We start from the raw sequence: 17,919 nt of genomic DNA on the forward strand, positions 1-17,919 counted from the left end.
ACCGCAACCCTCGGTGTGGCGCGCCTCACTCAGAACGAGTGGCTCAGGCCGAGGTTGATCCCATAACGCTGATCAACATTGCGCCCGCGGGCCGCCTCAACCTCCGTGCTGATTGTCCAGCCTGACAGCACCTCGGACGATACGCCCAATGCCATCTCGGTGCGCCCGCTGCTGAACCTGTTGTCGAGTTCATGACCGTTGAGGCTGACCCTGCGCGTGCCACCCAGGTTGTCCATCACCGCGATGCGGCCATGAGTCGACAGTTCCAGACCATTGTTCAAGACGATGACGCGCCCCCCCTTGATACCGAGCGCCCCCATGTTCAGGTGTTGGTTGGATGACTCGACCTCAAGCCCATTACTCAAGCTGCTGCGCTGCCCCTGCACGATCGCGGCACTCAGTTGTACAAAAGGCTGCACATACCAACCTTGATCAAGGCTCAAGCGACGACCAGTCTCCAGCGTGAGCCCATACCCCCCCTGACGGCGATTGCCGGACACCTTGCGTCCATCGTGGGCCCGGGCATCGAGGGTGCCATCGAACAGGTTGAGCTTGAGCGCAGCATCGCCGTAGTAACCGGAGTTGTCGCCCCAACCGGCATACAACGCGGAGAAGTAGCTGTTCAGTGTTGCAGATGAGCCGCGCTGCAGGCCAATCGCCGAATGACTGAGTCCCACTGCCGCACCGACCCGCCAAGTATCATCGAGCAAAGTATCAGCGCCCAGGGCAAAGCCACCAACGCGCTGGGTATAGCGGGTGCCGACGGCACTGTCGACATCAAAGCCGGTCGTGCCGGTATGCATCCACAACCCGGCTGAACCACCATTGGTCCGCAGTTTTTCGAGGCGTCCGACAACCCATCGGGACTCGACCTGCGACGCGGCTTCAAGCGAACTGTCGAACGCCATCGCCGTCTCACCGGCATTGCTCAGTCTCGCCTTGCCCCGCATGTCGACCTGTGGCCGCAAACTCCACTGGTCGCCTTCGCGGACCAACTCGTGAGCAAAGGCCCCTGCATCGACCGGGCCGGATGCCAGATCGAACGTCGCATCACCACTGCCGATTCCGACCACCGGCCCCTGTGGCTCATGGCCAGAACTTGCCAGGTGCAAAGCAAAGCTGCCGCTGGCATGACTGTCTATCTGCAAGCGGCCATGGTCGAGCCAGAACGTGCCTTCTCCTTGCAAGGTCTCGGCTCGCAAAATACTGCCTGACTGCACGACTACCGAACCCTGGCGCAAGTCGAGAGCGCCGACCTGAGCGTCCGCTACCGTCTCCCACCTGGACTGCGCGCCAATCTGCAACTGCTGGACATTATGTAGCTGACCGCGTAACTGCGCCGCATTGTCCAGGGTGATATCAGCACTGGCACCCTGCTCGACGCGGATGTCGCCTTCCAGGCGACTGTTGCTCACGTGAAGCGAGGCCTCGCCCCCCTCGATGACCTCAAGCAGCACGCCGTTGGCGCCTTTGAGTTGGCCTCCGTCGGCCACCCGGATGTCCACCTGTGCGTCACGAACCACTACCGCACTACCCTGCAGACCCTCGATCAGACTTGCTTGAACAACGACCTGATTGGACAGATCCTTTTGCCAGAACTCCGGTGTACCAACTTCCAGGCCGACGCCCCCCGACACCACGGTCCCTTCATGCAACGCAAGTGTTCCGCCCTTGAGTACAACACCTGCTCTGTCACCGTGGATGCGCGAACTGCGCGCGTGCAGATCAGCCGAGTCCAACTCCACCCCAGTGGTGGCACCGCGCACACTGCTGCCGCTCAAGATTGCCGTAGACGTCAAAGTGTCATCGCCCAGCGTTCCAAGGGCCATACCGATGGAGCCGGTGCTGACTACCGTGGCATTGGTCAGGTTGACCGCACCATCCACGATGCTGATTGCAGCCCTGTCGGTCGAACTCACCTTGGCTCCCTCGACGTTGACCTGACCGCCGTCGAATCCAGTGATACGCCCGGTCTCGGCGCCCGGGCGCACGTCAAGACGCGCTCCGCTGCCCAGGTGCCAATCCTCGACAGGGTCTCCAGGGGAGACCTGCGCAAACTCGCCAGGCCCCAAGTCCGCGGCATTGGCAGCCAGACTTGCGCCCAAGGTGAACGTCAGGGTTGCCGCCAGCGGATGGCGCCGCAGTAAAATCAGTGATCCAGTCATGGAAATGCCTCTCAGGATATTGGCTCGAGAGGCGGACGTTACGTTGGAGCAAAAGGAAGATCGGTCAGACAGTTCCGTATTGAACGTGAGAAGCGAGTTGTTCGCATTAACCGTTCGAAGTAACGCCGGGTAAGACTTGGTCGGTCGTCGCTAGAAACGAAGCTCCCCAGGCGTCGCACCGAACAGTTGCTTGAACGCCGCGATATAGGCCGATGTCGAGTCATACCCGCAGCCTAGTGCTGCATCGGTCACGCTCTCCCCCGCCTCCAGCAACGCCAGCGATGACAACAGCCGCATGCGCTGACGCCAGTTACGGAAGCTCAGCCCCGTTTCGCGCTGAAACAGGCGCATCAGGGTCTTCTCCGAGCAGCCCAACTGCAGCGCCCATTGCTGCAGGGTCTGTGCCTGGTCTGGCGCGGCGATCAACTGATTGCACAGTGCGAGCAACCCGGCATGGCGTGGCAGCGGCAGCGAAAACCCCACCTGCGGCAACGCCTGCAACTGGTCGAGCAAGACGGCTACCAGGCGCGCCTCGGCGCTGTCGCCTTCGGGATACGACGCGGGCATCTGGCAGAACTGCTTGATCAGCTCCCGCGCCAGCGGAGTCACTTCGAGTACCCGGCATTCGTCGGCAGCCCAGGTACAGGCATCGCGACGCACATACAGGCTGCGCATCTCGGCCTGCATCGAGGTCACCACTTCGTGTTCGAGACCGGCCGGGATCCATACCCCCCACTGCGGTGGCGCGAAGTAGCTGCCACCGCTGGTGTAGACCCCCAGCACACCGCTGATCGCGTAGGAAAACTGCACCCAATCGTGCCGGTGGCGGGTGGTCCAGGAACCCGCGCCGAGGCTTTCGGCACGGGCGTAGAGTGGCCTGGGCAGTTGCTCGAGGTCGGGGATGGCGCGGGGGGCGGAAATCTGTCCGAGGGTCTGCATGGCACTGTTTATTGTCGTGGGTCCGACAAGGTTAACACCTCAACGCTCGACGATCGCGGTCACCCCCTGCCCGCTCGCCGCGCAGATCGAGATCAAACCGCGCCCCTTGCCCGCCGTGGCCAGCAGCTTGGCCATGTTGGCCAGAATGCGCCCGCCGGTGGCGGCGAACGGGTGCCCTGCCGCAAGCGAGCTACCCTTGACGTTGAGTTTGCTGCGATCAATCGAGCCTAGCGCGCCCTCCAGCCCCAGTGTCTCGCGACAGTAGCGCTCGTCCTCCCAGGCCTTGAGCGTGCACAGCACCTGGGCCGCGAAGGCCTCGTGGATTTCGTAGTAGTCGAAGTCCTGCAGGCTCAGGCCATTGCGCGCCAGCAGCCGCGGCACGGCATGAACCGGCGCCATCAGCAGCCCCTCCTGGCCTTTGACGAAGTCCACCGCCGCGGTCTCGCCATCGACCAGATAGGCGAGTACAGGCAACCCGCGCGCCTCGGCCCATGCCTCGCTGCCCAGCAACACCAGCGAGGCGCCATCGGTCAGCGGTGTGGAGTTGCCGGCAGTCAGGGTGCCTTGAGCGTCCTTGTCGAACACCGGTCTGAGCTTGGTCAACTGCTCAGGGGTGAGGTCCGGGCGCAGGTTATTGTCGCGGGTCAGGCCGAGGTAGGGCGTGAGCAGGTCGTCGTGCCAGCCTTCGGTGTAGGACGCAGCCAGATGGCGATGACTGAGCAGTGCCAGTTCGTCCTGTTCGGCACGGCCGATCTGCCAGGTCTGCGCCATGCGCTCGCAGTGCTCGCCCATCGACAGCCCAGTGCGTGGCTCGCCGTTGCGTGGAAACTCAGGTTTCAGGAAGCTCGGACGCACCTTCAGGAAGGGCTTCAGGCGCTCGCTCAACTGCTTGCCCCGGTTCGCCTGCAGCAAGACTCGGCGCAGCCCTTCATTGATGGCAATCGGCGCGTCCGAGGTGGTATCCACGCCGCCAGCAATACCACTGTCGATCTGCCCTAGAGCGATCTTGTTGGCCACCAGCAGCGCCGCCTCAAGGCCCGTGCCACAGGCTTGCTGGATATCGTAGGCAGGGGTTTGCGGCGACAGGCGTGAACCGAGCACACACTCGCGGGTCAGGTTCATGTCCCGCGAATGCTTGAGCACCGCCCCCGCCACCACCTCGCCCAGGCGCTGGCCATGCAGGCGGTAACGCTCCACCAGGCCTTCGAGAGTGGCAGTGAGCATCGCCTGGTTGCTGGCGGTGGCGTAGGCGCCATTGGAGCGGGCGAAGGGAATACGGTTGCCTCCCAGGATCGCGACCCGTCGAGGTGAATGCATGCGCTGATTCCTCCTGAAACAATTTGATCCGATTGGATGACGAGCTCAAGGCCTGTCACTTCGGCTAGGTTGGCTACAGCCTAGGCGTTTTTGCCGCATTCGAACGACCTTGCCACAAACATGGTCCACACTTGCATGCTTGCCTTCAGGGAGACCCGCACCATGAGTGACCGCTATCTCGGCTTTGCCAACTCCAACCTCGGCCGCCGCCTGGTCGATGCCCTCGGCCTGCCGCGCCCGGCGCCGCTGGAGCGCTGGCAGGCCGGACGCCTGCGCCCGATCGAAGGCGCGCTGGTGCTGGGCGGCGGGCCGCTGGTACGCAAGGTCGAAGCCATCGCCCCGGCACTCACCGACGAGCGCTACAGCTTTGCCGGCGAAGACCTCGAGGCTCCCGCCTGGGTCGCCGGGCTCGGCCCGAAACTCAAGGCGGTGGTGTTCGATGCCAGTCATCTGTCCGACAGCGACGAGCTTCGGCAGTTGCGCGAATTCTTCCAGCCGCTGCTGCGCAGCCTGGCACCCTGTGCCCACGTAGTGATCCTCGGGCGCCCCCCTGAGCAGGTCGAAGCGCCCCAGGCCAGCGTCGCCCAGCGCGCCCTTGAAGGCTTCAGCCGCTCGCTGGCCAAGGAGCTGCGCAACGGCGCAACGGCGCAACTGCTGTATGTCGCGTCCGGCGCGGAGGATCAGCTCGAAGGCGCGCTGCGGTTCTTCCTTTCACCCAAGAGCGCGTTCATTTCCGGCCAGGTGCTACGTCTTGAAGCCTGTGCAAGCCAGGTGCAGGACTGGACGCGACCGCTGGCAGGCAAACGCGCATTGGTCACCGGGGCTGCCCGCGGCATTGGTGCATCCATCGCCGAAACCCTCGCCCGTGACGGCGCCGAGGTGATCCTGCTGGACGTGCCGCCCGCGCAGAAGGACCTCGATGCCCTCGCCGCACGTATCGGCGGCCACGCCCTGGCCCTGGACATTTGCGCCAGCGATGCCTCGGCCAAACTGCTCGAAGGGTTACCTGAGGGCATCGACATCGTGGTGCACAACGCCGGCATTACCCGCGACAAGACCCTCGTCAACATGACCCCGGAATACTGGGACGCGGTCATGGCAGTGAACCTCAAGGCTCCCCAGGTACTGACCCAGGCCCTGCTCGACGCCGGCCAGTTGCACGACAACGCGCGCATCGTGTTGCTCGCCTCGGTCAGTGGCATCGCCGGTAACCGGGGCCAGGCCAACTACGCCGCGAGCAAGGCCGGCCTGATCGGTTTCGCCCAGGCATGGGCGCCTAAACTCGGTGCGCACGGCATCAGCATCAACGCAGTGGCACCCGGCTTCATCGAAACCCACATGACCGCCGCCATGCCCATGGGTCTGCGCGAGGCTGGCCGTCGCCTGAGTTCGCTGGGCCAGGGCGGACGCCCACAAGACGTCGCCGAGGCTGTCGCCTGGCTCGCCCAGCCCGGCACTGGTGCGGTCAGCGGCCAGTACCTGCGCGTCTGCGGGCAAGCACTGATGGGGGCATGAACATGAACCGGACATGGCAGGACCTGCACACCCCCGATACTCGCACCCGGCTTTACCTGCGAGCGCTCGGCAAGCGCAAGATCAGTGGCGACCGCCTGCCCACAGGTGGCCTGCGTTGTTTCCTGCGGGTCGACCCGACAAACCTTGCGGCTTATCGTCGCCTGTGCCACTTCAGCGACGATGGTCGCCTGCCGCCCACCTATCCGCACGTGATCGCGTTCAACCTGCAGTTGCAACTGCTGACCGCCAGCGACTTTCCCTTCCCCCTGCTCGGGCTGGTGCACCTGCACAACGAGATCCAGGTGCTGCGCCCGTTGGGCGCCATCGAAGGCCTACGTTTTGCCGTGCATGCCGACAACCTGCAGGCACATCCCAAGGGTGGCACCTTCGACCTGGTCACCGAGGCCCAGGACGGGCTGGGTCTGCTCTGGCGCGAAACCAGCCGCATGCTGGTGCGGGGGCTGAAGCTCGAAGGCGAAACGCACGAGGACGACGACGAGCCAGCCATCGAAACGCCGGAAGTGACGCGCTGGTATGCCGACAGCGATATCGGCCGCCGCTACGCCAAGGTGTGCGGCGACTACAACCCCATCCACCTGAGCGCGGCGAGTGCCCGGCTGTTCGGCTTCCCCAAGGCCATCGCCCACGGCATGTGGAACAAGGCCATGGCGCTGGCGGCACTGCGCGGGCACCTGCCGGTGGCGGGCTATGAGTTCGCGGTGGACTTCCACAAGCCGGTGCGCCTGCCCTCGGAGGTGGTACTCGGCGCGACTGCCGCTGGGCAGCAAGGGCAACTGAATCTGACCGGGCACGGGGGCCTGCTGCACATGACCGGCAAATGGAGCGCCCTGTAACCAAATCAAGCACGCGCCAGGGCCTCTGCCTCGGCTTCAACAATGGCCGCCAATTCACTTGATTTGCTCCCTGGCGCCCCCGAAGCTATGCGCCAGAAGGAGAGCCCTCGATGAACCTGCAAGAACTGACCGACCGCCTGCACCGGATCCGCGACAACAACGACTGGCGCGGCTTCCACAGCCCGAAGAACCTGGCCATGGCCGCCAGCGTCGAGATGGCCGAGCTGGTGGAAATCTTCCAGTGGCTGAGTGAAGACCAGTCACGCCAGCTCGCTCCCGAGCAGCTCGCCCATGCCGGCCAGGAAGTCGGCGACGTGGTGCTCTATCTGTTGCTGCTGTGCAGCGAGCTGGGGCTGGACATGGAAACCGTGGTGCGGGCCAAGCTCGCCGACAGCGAGAGGCGCTTCGCCCGATGAACGACCGTCATTTCGATGAGCTGGCCAGCCGCTTCGCCGAGAAGATCTACGGCGGTGCCAAAGGCGCGATCCGCCTGGCGGTGCTGCAGGCGGACCTCGCCGAAAGCCTGCCCGACCGCCCCCTGCGCATCCTCGATATCGGCGCGGGTCTGGGCCACATGGCGCTGTGGCTGGCACAGCGCGGGCACCAGGTAACCCTGGCCGAGCCCGCCGCGCCGATGCTCGACGGCGCCCGCGCGCGCTTCGCCGAGGCCAACCAACCCGCCACCTTCATCCAGGCGCCCTGGCAGGACCTGCTCGGTCAGCTCACCGAGCCCTTCGATGTGGTGCTGTGCCACGCCGTGCTCGAATGGCTGGCCGAACCACACAGCATCCTGCCGGTGCTGCACCAGCTGACCACACCGGGCGGCTGGCTGTCGCTGGCGTTCTACAACCGCGATGCGCTGGTCTACCGCAACTTGCTCAAGGGTCACTTCCGCAAGCTGCGCAGCGACCGCCTGGCCGGCGAAAAACAGAGTCTCACCCCGCAAAAACCTCTTGATCCGCGAGAACTGCGCACGCAACTTGAACCCATGTGGCAGGTCGAAAGCGAGAGTGGGGTCAGGGTTTTCCACGATTACATGCCCAAGGAATTCCAGGACAAGGCCGAGCTGCTCGACCTGCTGGAAATGGAATTGGCCCACCGCCGTCATCCGAGCTTCGCCGGGCTCGGCCGTTACCTGCACTGGACCTGTCGCCCACGCTGATCTCGCCTGCCGGGAGGAATACATGCCGTACCGTCTGTTGTGCCTGGCCTTGCTTTCCTTCGCCCTGGCGGCGTGCCAGAGCAGCAATCCCTATGTCGCCAGTTCCCGGCCACTGCCACCGGCACCGCCCCAGGCTGCGACCACCTTCGATGCCAGCGCCTACCCGGCCGCGCCACGCGACTATGGGCGCTATCGCAGCTGGAGCTGGCGCAACGGCCAGTTACCCAGCGGCAGTGCCAATGCCGATCCCGCGCAACTGGCCGATGCCATCAGCGGTGCGCTCGACCAGCATGGCCTGCGCCCGGCACGCGGCGCCAGCGGCGATCTGCTGGTCAGCGCGAACCTGCGTCTGGAACGTCGCCTGCGCCAGGTCCGCGATTACGACTACGATCCCTACTACGGCCCCGCCCCCTACGGCGGCATCGGCTATGGCGGCTACCGCAACGGCTATGGTGCCTACGGCAGCGTACCGATCGTGCGCACCTACGAAGTCGAGGTGATGGTGGTGCGCATCGACCTGTTCGATGCCCGCAACGGCCAGCCGGTGTGGAGTGCCAGCGCCGAAAGCGGCAGCGAAAAAGGTTCGCCGCGCGACCGTGAAAACGCCTTGCGCGAGTCGGTACGCAAGGCCCTCAGTGGGTACCCTCCCAGTTAACGCGTCAGGAGAATCATCATGTTGCGCCGCCTCGTTCTGCTGTCCTTCGCGCTGCTGGTCGCCGCCTGCTCCAGCAACAACGTCACCCAGGATTTCGATGCCAGCCGTGACTTCGCCGCCTACCGCAGCTGGGCCTGGCAGGAGCCGGCCCTGCAATACCGCCCGGACGATCCGCGGATCAAGAGCGATCTCACCGAGCAGCGCATCCGCCAGGCCGTGGCCGACCAGCTCGACCAGCGCGGCCTGCGTCCGGCACAAGGCAGCGCCCGGCCCGATGTGAAAGTGCGCGCCTACCTGATCGTCGAAGACCGCCAGCAGCAGGTCACCACCAACTATGGCGGGGCCTGGGGTGGCTACTGGGGCGGTTACTGGGGGGGGCCGATGTACAACGAGACCCGTAGCGTCGACTACAAGGTGGCGACCATCCAGGTCGACCTGTTCGATGGCCGTGACGGCAAGTTGGTCTGGCGCGGCAGTGCCGAGCAGATCATGAACAGTTACCCGCCAAGCCCGCAGGAGCGCAATGCCGCGATCCAGAAGACAGTGACCCAGGTGATGAGCAACTACCCACCGCGTTGAGACCCGACGCCCTATCTGTAGGAGCAACTGTCTTGCTCAAAATCTAAAGACCAGCCCAATCCCTGTGGGAGCGGGCTGGTCCCGCGAACACGGGCGTAGCCCGTGCCAGGCAGCGCGGTGTTTTTTTCGCGGGCAAGCCCGCTCCTACAACCGGGCGGCGTGAAGGCAGAGAAAAGGCAAGATGCCATCACCCTGACTACACTCCTGTAATCGCAATCGCGATGCCTGGCCTTCGGCCTGCAAAGGAGTGCCCGTGGTTTCCTCTTCCGCTGCGCGCCAACGCGGCGCGATCGGCCTGATGGCCGTGATCACCCTCGGTATGGCCCTGCTGTTCCTGTTGCTGGCAATCGACAGTGGGCGGCTCTACCTCGAACAACGCAAGCTGCAGCGCATCGCCGACATGGCTGCGCTGGAAGCCGCCGGGCAGTTCGCCGTGTGCATCGGCACCGGCCCACAGGCCAATGCCATCGCCCGCAATGCAGCCACCCGCAACGGGCACGCCCCCGGCAACCCGCTGCAGGCCAGTTGCGGCTACGTGCAGACCGGCGCCAACAGCCTGCGCAGCTTTACCCGCGACGACAACCGCAACGAAGCGATCCGGGTCGATGTCAGCAACACCGTCACCACCAGTGTCGCGGCGGGGGTGTATGCCCTGGTCCAGGGCAACGGCGTGCCGCTGACCACCACCCTGCAGGCCCACGCTGTCGCCTCGGCGCCACTGCCGCCGCAGGCGATGCTCAGCATCCGCACCACCCTGGCCACGGTCGATTCGCGCCAGTCGGTACTGCTCAACGCCCTGCTCGGCGCCCTCGGTGGTGGTGTGCAGCTGGACCTCGCCGGCTGGAAAGGCATCGCCGCCACAGACATCAAGTTGCTCAGCTATCTCGATCAACTGGCAGTCGACCTCAACCTCACGGTCGGCGACTACAAGCAGTTGCTCAACGCCAACGCCACCGCCACCCAACTGCTGCAGGCAGCGGTCAAGGTGTTGCAACAAAGCGGTGCGGCGCTGGAGGTGGTGACCAACCTGGGCAAGGTCGCCCTGGGGGCCGGCAACGGCACGCTGGTGCGCCTGGGCGATATCCTCGACATCCAGAACGGCACCGCCCAGGCCGGCCTGGATGCCAGCATCCAGTTGCTGCAACTGGTGCAAGGGGTGATCCAGCTGGCCGCCAGCGAAAGCGCCGCCAACGTCGACCTGCCGCTCAACGTGCTCGGCCTGGTCAACGGGCGGGTTCGCCTGAAGGTCATCGAGCCGCAGCAGATCTCCTCGGTCGGCGACCCGCGTACCGACGAACTGCGTGTGCACACTGCCCAGGTGCGGGCGATGATCTCCCTCGACCTGCCCTTGCTCGATGGCATCTTCGGCCTGGTCAACGCCGTGCTCGACCTCGCCGCGCCGCTGACCAACGTGATCAACAACCTGCTCAGCCTGAACCTCGCCGCCACCGTGCAATCGGTGCTCTGCCTGCTCGGCGTGCCCTGTACGGTCAGCGATATCGTCCTGGTGCCCGGCAAGCTGCACCTGGACATCGGCCTGGAAGTCGCCGAAGCCAGCACCCGCCTCAATCCTGCAGCCCCCGATACCTTCAGTTGCTCACCCAAGCGCCTGACCACCCGCAACCAGAGCTCGGCGGTCAAGATCGCGGTGGGCCAGTTCGCCTCACCGGATGAGTTCTTCACCAACGGCACCACTGCGGTGAAGGCGCTGCCCCTGATCGACATCGGCACCAAGCGCTGCACCCGGCTTTTGATCCTGCCGCTCGGCCAGTGCGAGGAGCGCATCCCCTTCGTCGGCGGCGGCATCGGCCTGCGGGTGGACAGCAAGGTGCTGGGCAGCGGCGCCCAGGAGCGCGCGCTGACCTTCCAGGCCCCCGACAGCGTACCGCCGAACATCGGTCTCCAACCTGCCTATCTACCCATGAGAAGCGCCAACGACAACGTGGTCGGCAGCCTCAGCGACACCCTGCTGGGCATTCAGTTGGAGGCCTACCGGCCGACCGCCAATAACAGCGGTCTGGGCCAGGTGCTGGTGCTCGTGGGTGGGGTGCTCGATGGCGTCAAGGCGATACTCGAGCCGCTGATCAAAGGCCTGCTCAGCCCGCTGCTCGACCCCTTGCTGAACGTGCTGCTGAAAGTGCTGGGCGTCGACCTGGTCAACGCCGAAGTCGGCGCCAACCTCAGTTGCTCGACAGGCCGCGCTCAACTGGCACTGTAGAGCGGCAGCAGTATCCAGAAGCACGCGCCGTCCGGGCCGTTGCGCACCTCGAGGCTGCCGCCCATGGCCTCGACGATGCCATGACTCACCGAAAGCCCGAGCCCCGTGCCGACACCCGCGGGCTTGGTGGTGAAGAAGGGCTCGAAGATGCGCCCGAGCAGGCGCGGGTCGATGCCGCCCGCGTTGTCCTCGACCTGCAGGCAGACGCGCCCCTCGACCCGCTGTTGGCTGACCCGTATGGCCGGCGCCAGGGCTTGGCGTTCGAGCAACGCGTCGCGGGCATTGATCATCAGGTTGATCAACACCTGCTCGAGCTGGTCCTGATGCCCCAGCACCGTCAACGCCGACTCGGGCGCCACGATATGCAAGGCCACACCCTTGCCCCGAAGCCCCTCGGCCAGCAACGCGGCCGCACCTTCCACCGCGTCCCAGGCCACGAATGCCTGACGCTCCAGTTCAGAGCGACGGCCATAAACGCGCATGTGCTCCACCAGCCGCGCCGCCCGCTCCACCTGCGCCTCGATGCGGTGCAGCTTGTCGGTCAGGTAATCGGTATCCGCCGCGCCGTTCTCCAGACGCTTCAAGGTATTGGCCACGGCCATGCGCATCACGTTCAGCGGCTGATTGATCTCATGCACCAGCCCGGTCGCCAGCTCACCGAGCGTCGCCATCTTCGCGCCCTGCAGCAACTGGCGCTGGCTGCGTCGTACCTCGGTGTTGTCACGCCCCACCGCCTGGATCTCCTGGAGCCGCCCCTGCGCGTCGAACAGGCCGCGGTCAGCCCACACCCACCAGGCGTTTTCCCGCCCCGGCAGTTGCAGACAGATCTCCGCGCTGCTCAAGGGCTGCTCAGGAGTCAACGTTGCCAGGCGCTGCTGGAACGCACTGCGTTGCGCGTCGGACATCCACTGGCCAAGGTTCATGCCGGCAAGTTGCTCCGGCGCACACTCCAGGTGGTCAGCCAGCGGACGATTACCGAACAGGAGTTCGAGATCTGGACGATAGCGGCAGATCATCGCCGGCGAATCCTCCACCAGCACTCGATAACGCTCCTCGCTGTGGCGCACGCGCTCGGCAGCCTCGGTCGCCTCGCTGACGTCCAGCCACAGCCCGACCACCTCCACGGGCTGGCCGAGGTCGTCGCGCAGCAGACGGGCTTCATCGAGTACCCAGTGATAGCCACCCGACTGGTCGCGCAGGCGGTAGCGGCAGCGCGCCTGGCCATCGCGCAGCAGTGTGCGCGTGCGCTCCAGCCACAGGCTGCGGTCGTCAGGGTGCACTGCCAGCCCCGGCTGACGAGCCTGTTCGCTGTCGCTGTGCCAGCCCAGCATCGGGGCCAGGCTGGCGCTGAAGAACTCGCTGTGCAGCGCGCCCTCGGCATAGCGCTGGATATAGATCACGGCCGGCGAGCTGGCGATCAGGTTCTCCAGCCGTGCACGGGCGGCGCCAGCCTGCAGCTCCTGAGCCTTGAGCGCACTGATGTCGAGTAAAAAACCGCGGACCTGGCGACCCTGCATCTGCCCCACCCAGTGCAGCCAACGCGGACTGATCTGCGGGGCGTGCTCCTGCAGGCGCAGGCTGAGACTCAGGGCACGACCTTCACGCAGTTGCTCGAGCGCCAGCTGCGCGGCCTCGCGATCCGCCGGGTGCACTCGCGCCAGCCATTGCTCGACGGTGATTTCACGCGGCAGGTCGAAACTCGCCGCCAACGCTGGGTCCAACTGCAGCGGCCCCTGCAATGGCCACTCCCACCAACCGGCGCCCAACTGCCGCTGCAGCGCGTCGAGGTGCTGGTCGCTGCGCTGCAACTGGCGCTGTCGAAGACGCGCCAGCAACGGGTCCAGCAACGCCTGCAAGAGCCGCTCTCCCGCCTCGTGTACAGGCGGCGCCCCGCTCGCCACGCACAGCAGGCAGGCCTGGATGTCCGGCCCCAGCCGATAGGGCAGCAGCGACACCGGCAAGCCGCCGCACAAGACCTGCAATTCGTAGCGCTCGGACGCATCGAGCTCGCCCCGTAGCGCATACTTTTCAAGCCACGGCCGCAGTTGCCCGTCATCGGCCCAGGGCCAGTCATCGCCACTGTCGGCATGGCTGCGCCAGACGCCGGCCTCCAGCAGCATCAGCCGCACCGAATCGGCCTGCCAGTACTCGACCAGGCGCTGCAACTGCTCGCCGGTCACCTGCGCCAGGCGCTCCTCGCCGCAGTCGCGTACCGCTCGGCCGATGTCGCCAGCCAGGCGCTGCAGGCTCAAGCGCTGCCCCTCGTAGTCGTGCGCGCGCACCAGGTCGCCGATATCGAACAACTGCAGCAGCCAGCCCTCGGCCTGTCGTTGCAGCCAGCCACGGGTGTGCAGTGCATGGCCGTACACGGTACGAAAATCCAGATCCAGCGGCTGTCCCTGCCAATCGGCGGGATCACCTTCGAGCACCAGCCAGCTATGGTGCTGCAGGTAATCCTGCACCCGTCTGGCATGCTGGGGCGGCATGGCCAACAGGGTACGCAGCGGGCCAGACAAGCGCAGCACCTCACCCTGCTCGTCGAGCCACACCTGCAGACCGACCGCCAACGGCGCCTCGGCCACCGATGTCTGGCCACCCAACCAGCGATCGAAAACGCCGCTCACAGTTGCAGGCTCGCTTGGGCCTGCAAGCGCTGGGGCAGCCGCGGCACTTCGCCGATCAACGGCAGCACCAGCACCGGCATGACATTGGTCAGTTTGTTTTTCGGGTAGTCGATGGTCACGGTCAGCAGGTTGCCGGGGGCCAGTACGATCCGTGCATCGGTGGCGGGCTGAAAGTCCAGCGCAGCGGGCATCCAGCTCAGTTGCTGGGCGATCACCTGGCGCGCCAGGTTCTGCACATCGCTGGCATAGGTCGCGCTGTTCGGGTCCAGCGCCACGCAGCGCCGTACCGCCTCGCTGCTGGCCTGATTGAACGACTGCAGCATGAGCATCGGCAGGCTGTAGCTGACCAATCCGTAGAACACCGCGAAAAAGATCATGAAGACTGCGACAAACTCGATGGCTGCCGCGCCTTTTTGCCGTACTGCCAAGCTTGCTCGCATGTTCACGTCTACCCTGACTAGAAGTCCTGAGTGACAGCATAGAACCCGTTCAACGAATAGGGATGGCCAATTGCCAATGCAAAGCATTGTTCTCCTGATGTGGCTTGCCTTGTGCACCGAACAAGATGTCCGTGAACGGCAGATCTCCAACACCCTGACCCTGGGTGTCGCCGCCTGCGCCCTGGCCTGGCTGTTCGCCACCGGACACAGCTGGATAGGTGCCGATGCCAGCGATGCGGGCTGGGCCTTGGCCATCGTCATGCTGTTGACCCTTCCCGGCTACATGCTCGGCCGCTTCGGCGCCGGCGATGTGAAACTGCTCGGCGCCCTGGCCCTGGCCACCAGCCACCAGTACGTGCTCGGCACCTTCATCGGTGCAGGCGTGACAGTGCTGGTGTGGATGCTTGGCCGACGCCGCCTGTGGACCCTGGCCAACCCCAAGGTGAAGAAGCGCCTGCAGCGCCTGGCCGAACAGGTGGGCGACAAGCAACCGTTCGCGCCCTATGTGCTGGCCGGGTTTCTCCTGACCGCCGTCTGGATCCAATGAATGACCAGTGGGTCGATTCGGCGTGTATAGACCTTGTACATAATTGCAAAGTGCGACTACTTTTCTTAAGGGCCAGGCTGTCTGGCCAACGGAGCGGGGCACGTACGAACAGGGAGTTGAACGTGAACAAGTCTGCTAGTGAGGTGAAAGTACTGGTTGTGGACGATCAGCCGTTGATCGTCGAAGAGCTTTGCGAATATCTCGAAAGCGCGGGCTACCACTGTGTGCCAGCGCACTCCACTGCGCAGGCCATCGAGCGCTACGGCGCGGACGAGTCCATTGGCCTGGTGCTGTGCGACCTGCACATGCCCGAACAGGACGGCATCGCGCTGATGCGCGCGCTGAAGGACATCGCCGGGCAGCAACGGCTGTTCGAGGCGATCATGCTGACCGGCCGCGCCGACAAGCAGGATGTCATTCGCGCGCTGCGCGAAGGGTTTTCCGATTACTACCAGAAGCCCATGGACCTGGCAGAACTGCTCGAAGGCCTGCGCCGCCAGGAAGCAGCGCTGATGGAGCGGCGCCGCAACTTCCGCGAGCTGGGTAGCCTGAACCAGCGCCTGCAGGAGCTGGCCGAATCCATCGACGACCTCTACCACGACCTGGAAAAGGCCCGTGGCCAGGGTGCCCATCGCCGGGCCGGTGACGGGGAAGAGCTCGAGAGCGAACTGCCACCGGTGTTCGAAAAGCTCTCGCCGCGCCAACTCGAAGTGGCCAAGCTGGTCAGCAAGGGCAAGACCAACTACCAGATTGCCTGTGAGCTGGGGATCACCGAGAACACGGTAAAACTCTATGTGTCGCAGGTGCTGCGCCTGACCCATATGCACAACCGCACCCAGTTGGCCCTGGCTCTGACGCCGCGCTCCTCGCCTGTGCATCAGCGGTTCACTACCCACTAGGTGCAGGAGCGGCGGTTCGGCGCCCCGACTTGCCCGCGAAAAAGACACCGCGCTGCCTGGCACGGGCTACGCCCGTGCTCGCGGGACATGTCGGAGCGCCGAACCGCCGCTCCAGCAGCTATCGCACTCAGTCGTTCGAAGACGTCATCTTGGTCCAACGATAGAAATCCGGGATCACATACTTGTAGGTGTCCAGCCAGCGCTGCATCGACTGGTCGCGCTCCTGCGCCGTTTGCACCTGCAACCGGTTCGACGCCTGCTCACCACTGGACTGCACCCGCAGCAACGCCTCGGTGGCCGTCTGCGCCTCTGCCTGGCGAGGTGGCTCCTGGGCCATCGCCATTGACACGCAAGCACACCCGGCAAGCACCATCAGATACCTGAACATGACCACCCTCCTCCTGCTCAATTGACCACCGCCTCGGCACCATTGGCCAACGCAATGGGACCACGCCCGGTGGATTTCACCTGCCTGGCCCGGGCCTGGGCATCGGCGAACTGCTCAGGGCGCAAGTGCAGGCGACCGACCAGATCGGTCGCCTGTTGCCAGTTGTCCTGTACCAGCGACAGGGTCACCAGGTTTACCGCCGCCAAAGCGTTGTCGTCCTTCAGCTCGATGGCCGTGAGGAACTCGAAGCGTGCCTGCTCGTAACGCCCCAGGTTCATCAGCACCACGCCCAGGTCGTTGCGCACGCGCTCGTCAGTGGGCGCCAGGCGCACCGCGCGCTGCAGGCTCTGCAAGGCCTGGGCATCGTCCCCACGCGCCGAGGCGAGCTGGCCCAGACCATGCTCGCCCTCGGCCGCCAGGCAGCCCCCCAGCAGGCTACGGTACAGGGGCTCGGCCTCGCTGCGCCCCAGCAGGCGCGAAACCCTGGCCTTGCGCAGGCGCACCTGGTCGAGGGTGTTCGGCAACTGCTCAAGGTGCGCCAGGCTGGCATGCGGGCGCCCCTCATTGAGCATCTCGTCCGCCAGGTTCAACGCCAGTTGCTGATCGGCATCCGGCTTGCCACAGCCCGGGCCGCCGAACAATGCACCCAGCCCCTGCGCCGACTGCCCGGCACAACCGCCCAGCAGCAGCATGCCGGTGAACAACAGGATCGTTTTCATCCATCTCTCCCTAGACGCCCAAGGCCCGTGCCAACGCAGAAAAACCTGGCCCGGCCAGGACGATGAGCAAGGCCGGGAACAGGAATACCATCATCACCGCCGACATCTTTGCCGACATCTTCGACACTCGCTCCTGCAGGTGCGTGAGGCGTCGATCGTCGAGCAGCGCCTTGAGCGCCAGCAGCGACTTCATCCCGCCACTGCCCTGCACCAGCAGTTGCTGAAGGATCACGCAGGTGTCGACGAACTCATCCACTGCCAGCACCCGCGCAGTCTTCTCCAGCTCCGGGCCAAGCGACAGCCCCGAATCCACCCGTTGCAACACCTGCCGCAGCTCTTCGCTGATCTCCGGCACCAGTGTCCGTCCCTCCTGGCTGAGCACACGCAACGCCTGCTCCACGGCCAGCCCCGTCTCGAAGAGAATACGCAGCAGCGGAATCATCAGGCTGACCTCCTGGGCGATACGCTGTTGCCGGCGCGTGGCAGCCAGCGCCAACAGGCGCTTGGGCAACAGGTAGCCGATCACCAGCGCGCACACTGGCAGCACCAGCCAATGCAGGGCATCGACGCCGATGAAGGCATGCTGCAGCAGCAACGCCAGCCCCATGGCCAGCAACGGCAATCCCAGTTGCACGGCGGCGAACAGCGCGCGCTGGCGACTGCGACGCCAGCCGATCCGTTCGAGCAGGCCCTGGGTTTCCCCATCGAGCGTCTGCAAGCGCTGCCCCAGCGGGCTGCTGCCCAGCCAGTGGAGCATGTCGCCTAGGCGTTCATCGCGGGCCAGGCGCCCTTGCAGGCGCCGTGTAACCAGGTAGCGCGCACGCAACTGGCGCGAGGCCTGCAGCCCCAGCAACAGGGCGACGACGAGCAGGCACAAGGCGCAGATCAACAGGGCCAT

17 protein-coding genes are annotated in these 17,919 nt (G+C 65.2%); 9 read left to right on the top strand and 8 right to left on the bottom strand.

The genetic code is table 11. The features are described 5' to 3' along the window. Positions 1-29 precede the first annotated feature (29 nt). The 3 genes from ACMGGG_RS20575 to ACMGGG_RS20585 form a co-directional block, all read right to left on the bottom strand. Positions 30-2,165, bottom strand: a complete 2,136-nt coding sequence (locus tag ACMGGG_RS20575) for an autotransporter outer membrane beta-barrel domain-containing protein (RefSeq protein ID WP_414154331.1) — start codon at positions 2,163-2,165, stop codon at positions 30-32. Positions 2,166-2,315: 150 nt separating this feature from the next. After that, positions 2,316-3,104: an AraC family transcriptional regulator gene (locus ACMGGG_RS20580; protein ID WP_054895195.1), complete on the bottom strand. Its 789-nt coding sequence runs from the start codon at positions 3,102-3,104 to the stop codon at positions 2,316-2,318. Positions 3,105-3,143: 39 nt separating this feature from the next. After that, a complete protein-coding gene (locus ACMGGG_RS20585; RefSeq protein ID WP_414154332.1) occupies positions 3,144-4,421 on the bottom strand; it encodes an acetyl-CoA C-acetyltransferase in 1,278 nt (425 codons plus the stop codon). Positions 4,422-4,583: 162 nt separating this feature from the next. Here ACMGGG_RS20585 and ACMGGG_RS20590 point away from each other — a divergent pair, with 162 nt between their 5' ends. The 7 genes from ACMGGG_RS20590 (at position 4,584) to ACMGGG_RS20620 (ending at position 11,404) form a co-directional block, all read left to right on the top strand. Further along, the gene (locus ACMGGG_RS20590; RefSeq protein ID WP_414154333.1) at positions 4,584-5,936 is read left to right on the top strand and encodes a 3-oxoacyl-ACP reductase; all 1,353 of its coding nucleotides are present in this window, start codon (positions 4,584-4,586) and stop codon (positions 5,934-5,936) included. A 2-nt stretch (positions 5,937-5,938) separates the two neighbouring features. Beyond that, positions 5,939-6,790 carry a MaoC family dehydratase gene (locus tag ACMGGG_RS20595; RefSeq protein WP_414154334.1) on the top strand — a complete coding sequence of 284 codons (852 nt, stop codon included), beginning with the start codon at positions 5,939-5,941 and terminating at the stop codon, positions 6,788-6,790. 110 nt (positions 6,791-6,900) lie between these two features. Beyond that, on the top strand, positions 6,901-7,206 hold the full coding sequence (locus ACMGGG_RS20600) for a MazG-like family protein (protein ID WP_054895198.1): 306 nt from the start codon (positions 6,901-6,903) through the stop codon (positions 7,204-7,206). Next, positions 7,203-7,952 carry a methyltransferase domain-containing protein gene (locus ACMGGG_RS20605; RefSeq protein ID WP_414154335.1) on the top strand — a complete coding sequence of 250 codons (750 nt, stop codon included), beginning with the start codon at positions 7,203-7,205 and terminating at the stop codon, positions 7,950-7,952. Before ACMGGG_RS20600 ends, ACMGGG_RS20605 begins: the two co-directional genes overlap by 4 nt. Before the next feature lie 22 nt (positions 7,953-7,974). Beyond that, positions 7,975-8,607 carry a DUF4136 domain-containing protein gene (locus ACMGGG_RS20610; protein WP_151926126.1) on the top strand — a complete coding sequence of 211 codons (633 nt, stop codon included), beginning with the start codon at positions 7,975-7,977 and terminating at the stop codon, positions 8,605-8,607. 18 nt (positions 8,608-8,625) lie between these two features. Further along, positions 8,626-9,186 carry a DUF4136 domain-containing protein gene (locus ACMGGG_RS20615; protein ID WP_054895201.1) on the top strand — a complete coding sequence of 187 codons (561 nt, stop codon included), beginning with the start codon at positions 8,626-8,628 and terminating at the stop codon, positions 9,184-9,186. 253 nt (positions 9,187-9,439) lie between these two features. After that, positions 9,440-11,404, top strand: a complete 1,965-nt coding sequence (locus ACMGGG_RS20620) for a pilus assembly protein TadG-related protein (protein ID WP_414154336.1) — start codon at positions 9,440-9,442, stop codon at positions 11,402-11,404. Here ACMGGG_RS20620 and ACMGGG_RS20625 read toward each other — a convergent pair. Next, entirely contained in the window at positions 11,389-14,028 is a 2,640-nt protein-coding gene (locus ACMGGG_RS20625) for an ATP-binding protein (RefSeq protein ID WP_414154337.1), read from the bottom strand. The genes ACMGGG_RS20620 and ACMGGG_RS20625 overlap by 16 nt on opposite strands. Then, the gene (locus tag ACMGGG_RS20630) at positions 14,025-14,468 is read right to left on the bottom strand and encodes a TadE/TadG family type IV pilus assembly protein (RefSeq protein WP_063546264.1); all 444 of its coding nucleotides are present in this window, start codon (positions 14,466-14,468) and stop codon (positions 14,025-14,027) included. Before ACMGGG_RS20630 ends, ACMGGG_RS20625 begins: the two co-directional genes overlap by 4 nt. A gap of 76 nt (positions 14,469-14,544) precedes the next feature. Here ACMGGG_RS20630 and ACMGGG_RS20635 point away from each other — a divergent pair, with 76 nt between their 5' ends. Beyond that, positions 14,545-15,015 carry a prepilin peptidase gene (locus tag ACMGGG_RS20635; protein ID WP_054895204.1) on the top strand — a complete coding sequence of 157 codons (471 nt, stop codon included), beginning with the start codon at positions 14,545-14,547 and terminating at the stop codon, positions 15,013-15,015. Between the two features lie 122 nt (positions 15,016-15,137). Next, positions 15,138-15,914 (top strand): response regulator transcription factor, encoded by a 777-nt coding sequence (locus tag ACMGGG_RS20640; protein ID WP_054895205.1) that lies wholly within the window; start codon positions 15,138-15,140, stop codon positions 15,912-15,914. A 127-nt stretch (positions 15,915-16,041) separates the two neighbouring features. Here the strand turns inward: ACMGGG_RS20640 and ACMGGG_RS20645 are convergent, their stop codons facing one another. The 3 genes from ACMGGG_RS20645 to ACMGGG_RS20655 are packed head-to-tail and all read right to left on the bottom strand — an operon-like array spanning position 16,042 to position 17,919. Next, positions 16,042-16,302, bottom strand: a complete 261-nt coding sequence (locus ACMGGG_RS20645) for a DUF3613 domain-containing protein (RefSeq protein ID WP_414154338.1) — start codon at positions 16,300-16,302, stop codon at positions 16,042-16,044. A 17-nt stretch (positions 16,303-16,319) separates the two neighbouring features. Next, positions 16,320-17,021 carry a tetratricopeptide repeat protein gene (locus tag ACMGGG_RS20650; protein WP_063546270.1) on the bottom strand — a complete coding sequence of 234 codons (702 nt, stop codon included), beginning with the start codon at positions 17,019-17,021 and terminating at the stop codon, positions 16,320-16,322. Positions 17,022-17,031: 10 nt separating this feature from the next. Further along, complete coding sequence (locus ACMGGG_RS20655; RefSeq protein WP_414154339.1) at positions 17,032-17,919, bottom strand: type II secretion system F family protein; 888 nt, start codon at positions 17,917-17,919, stop codon at positions 17,032-17,034.

The sequence above is a fragment of the Pseudomonas sp. BNK-44-b genome (assembly GCF_047456245.1).
Classification (GTDB): domain Bacteria; phylum Pseudomonadota; class Gammaproteobacteria; order Pseudomonadales; family Pseudomonadaceae; genus Aquipseudomonas; species Aquipseudomonas machongensis.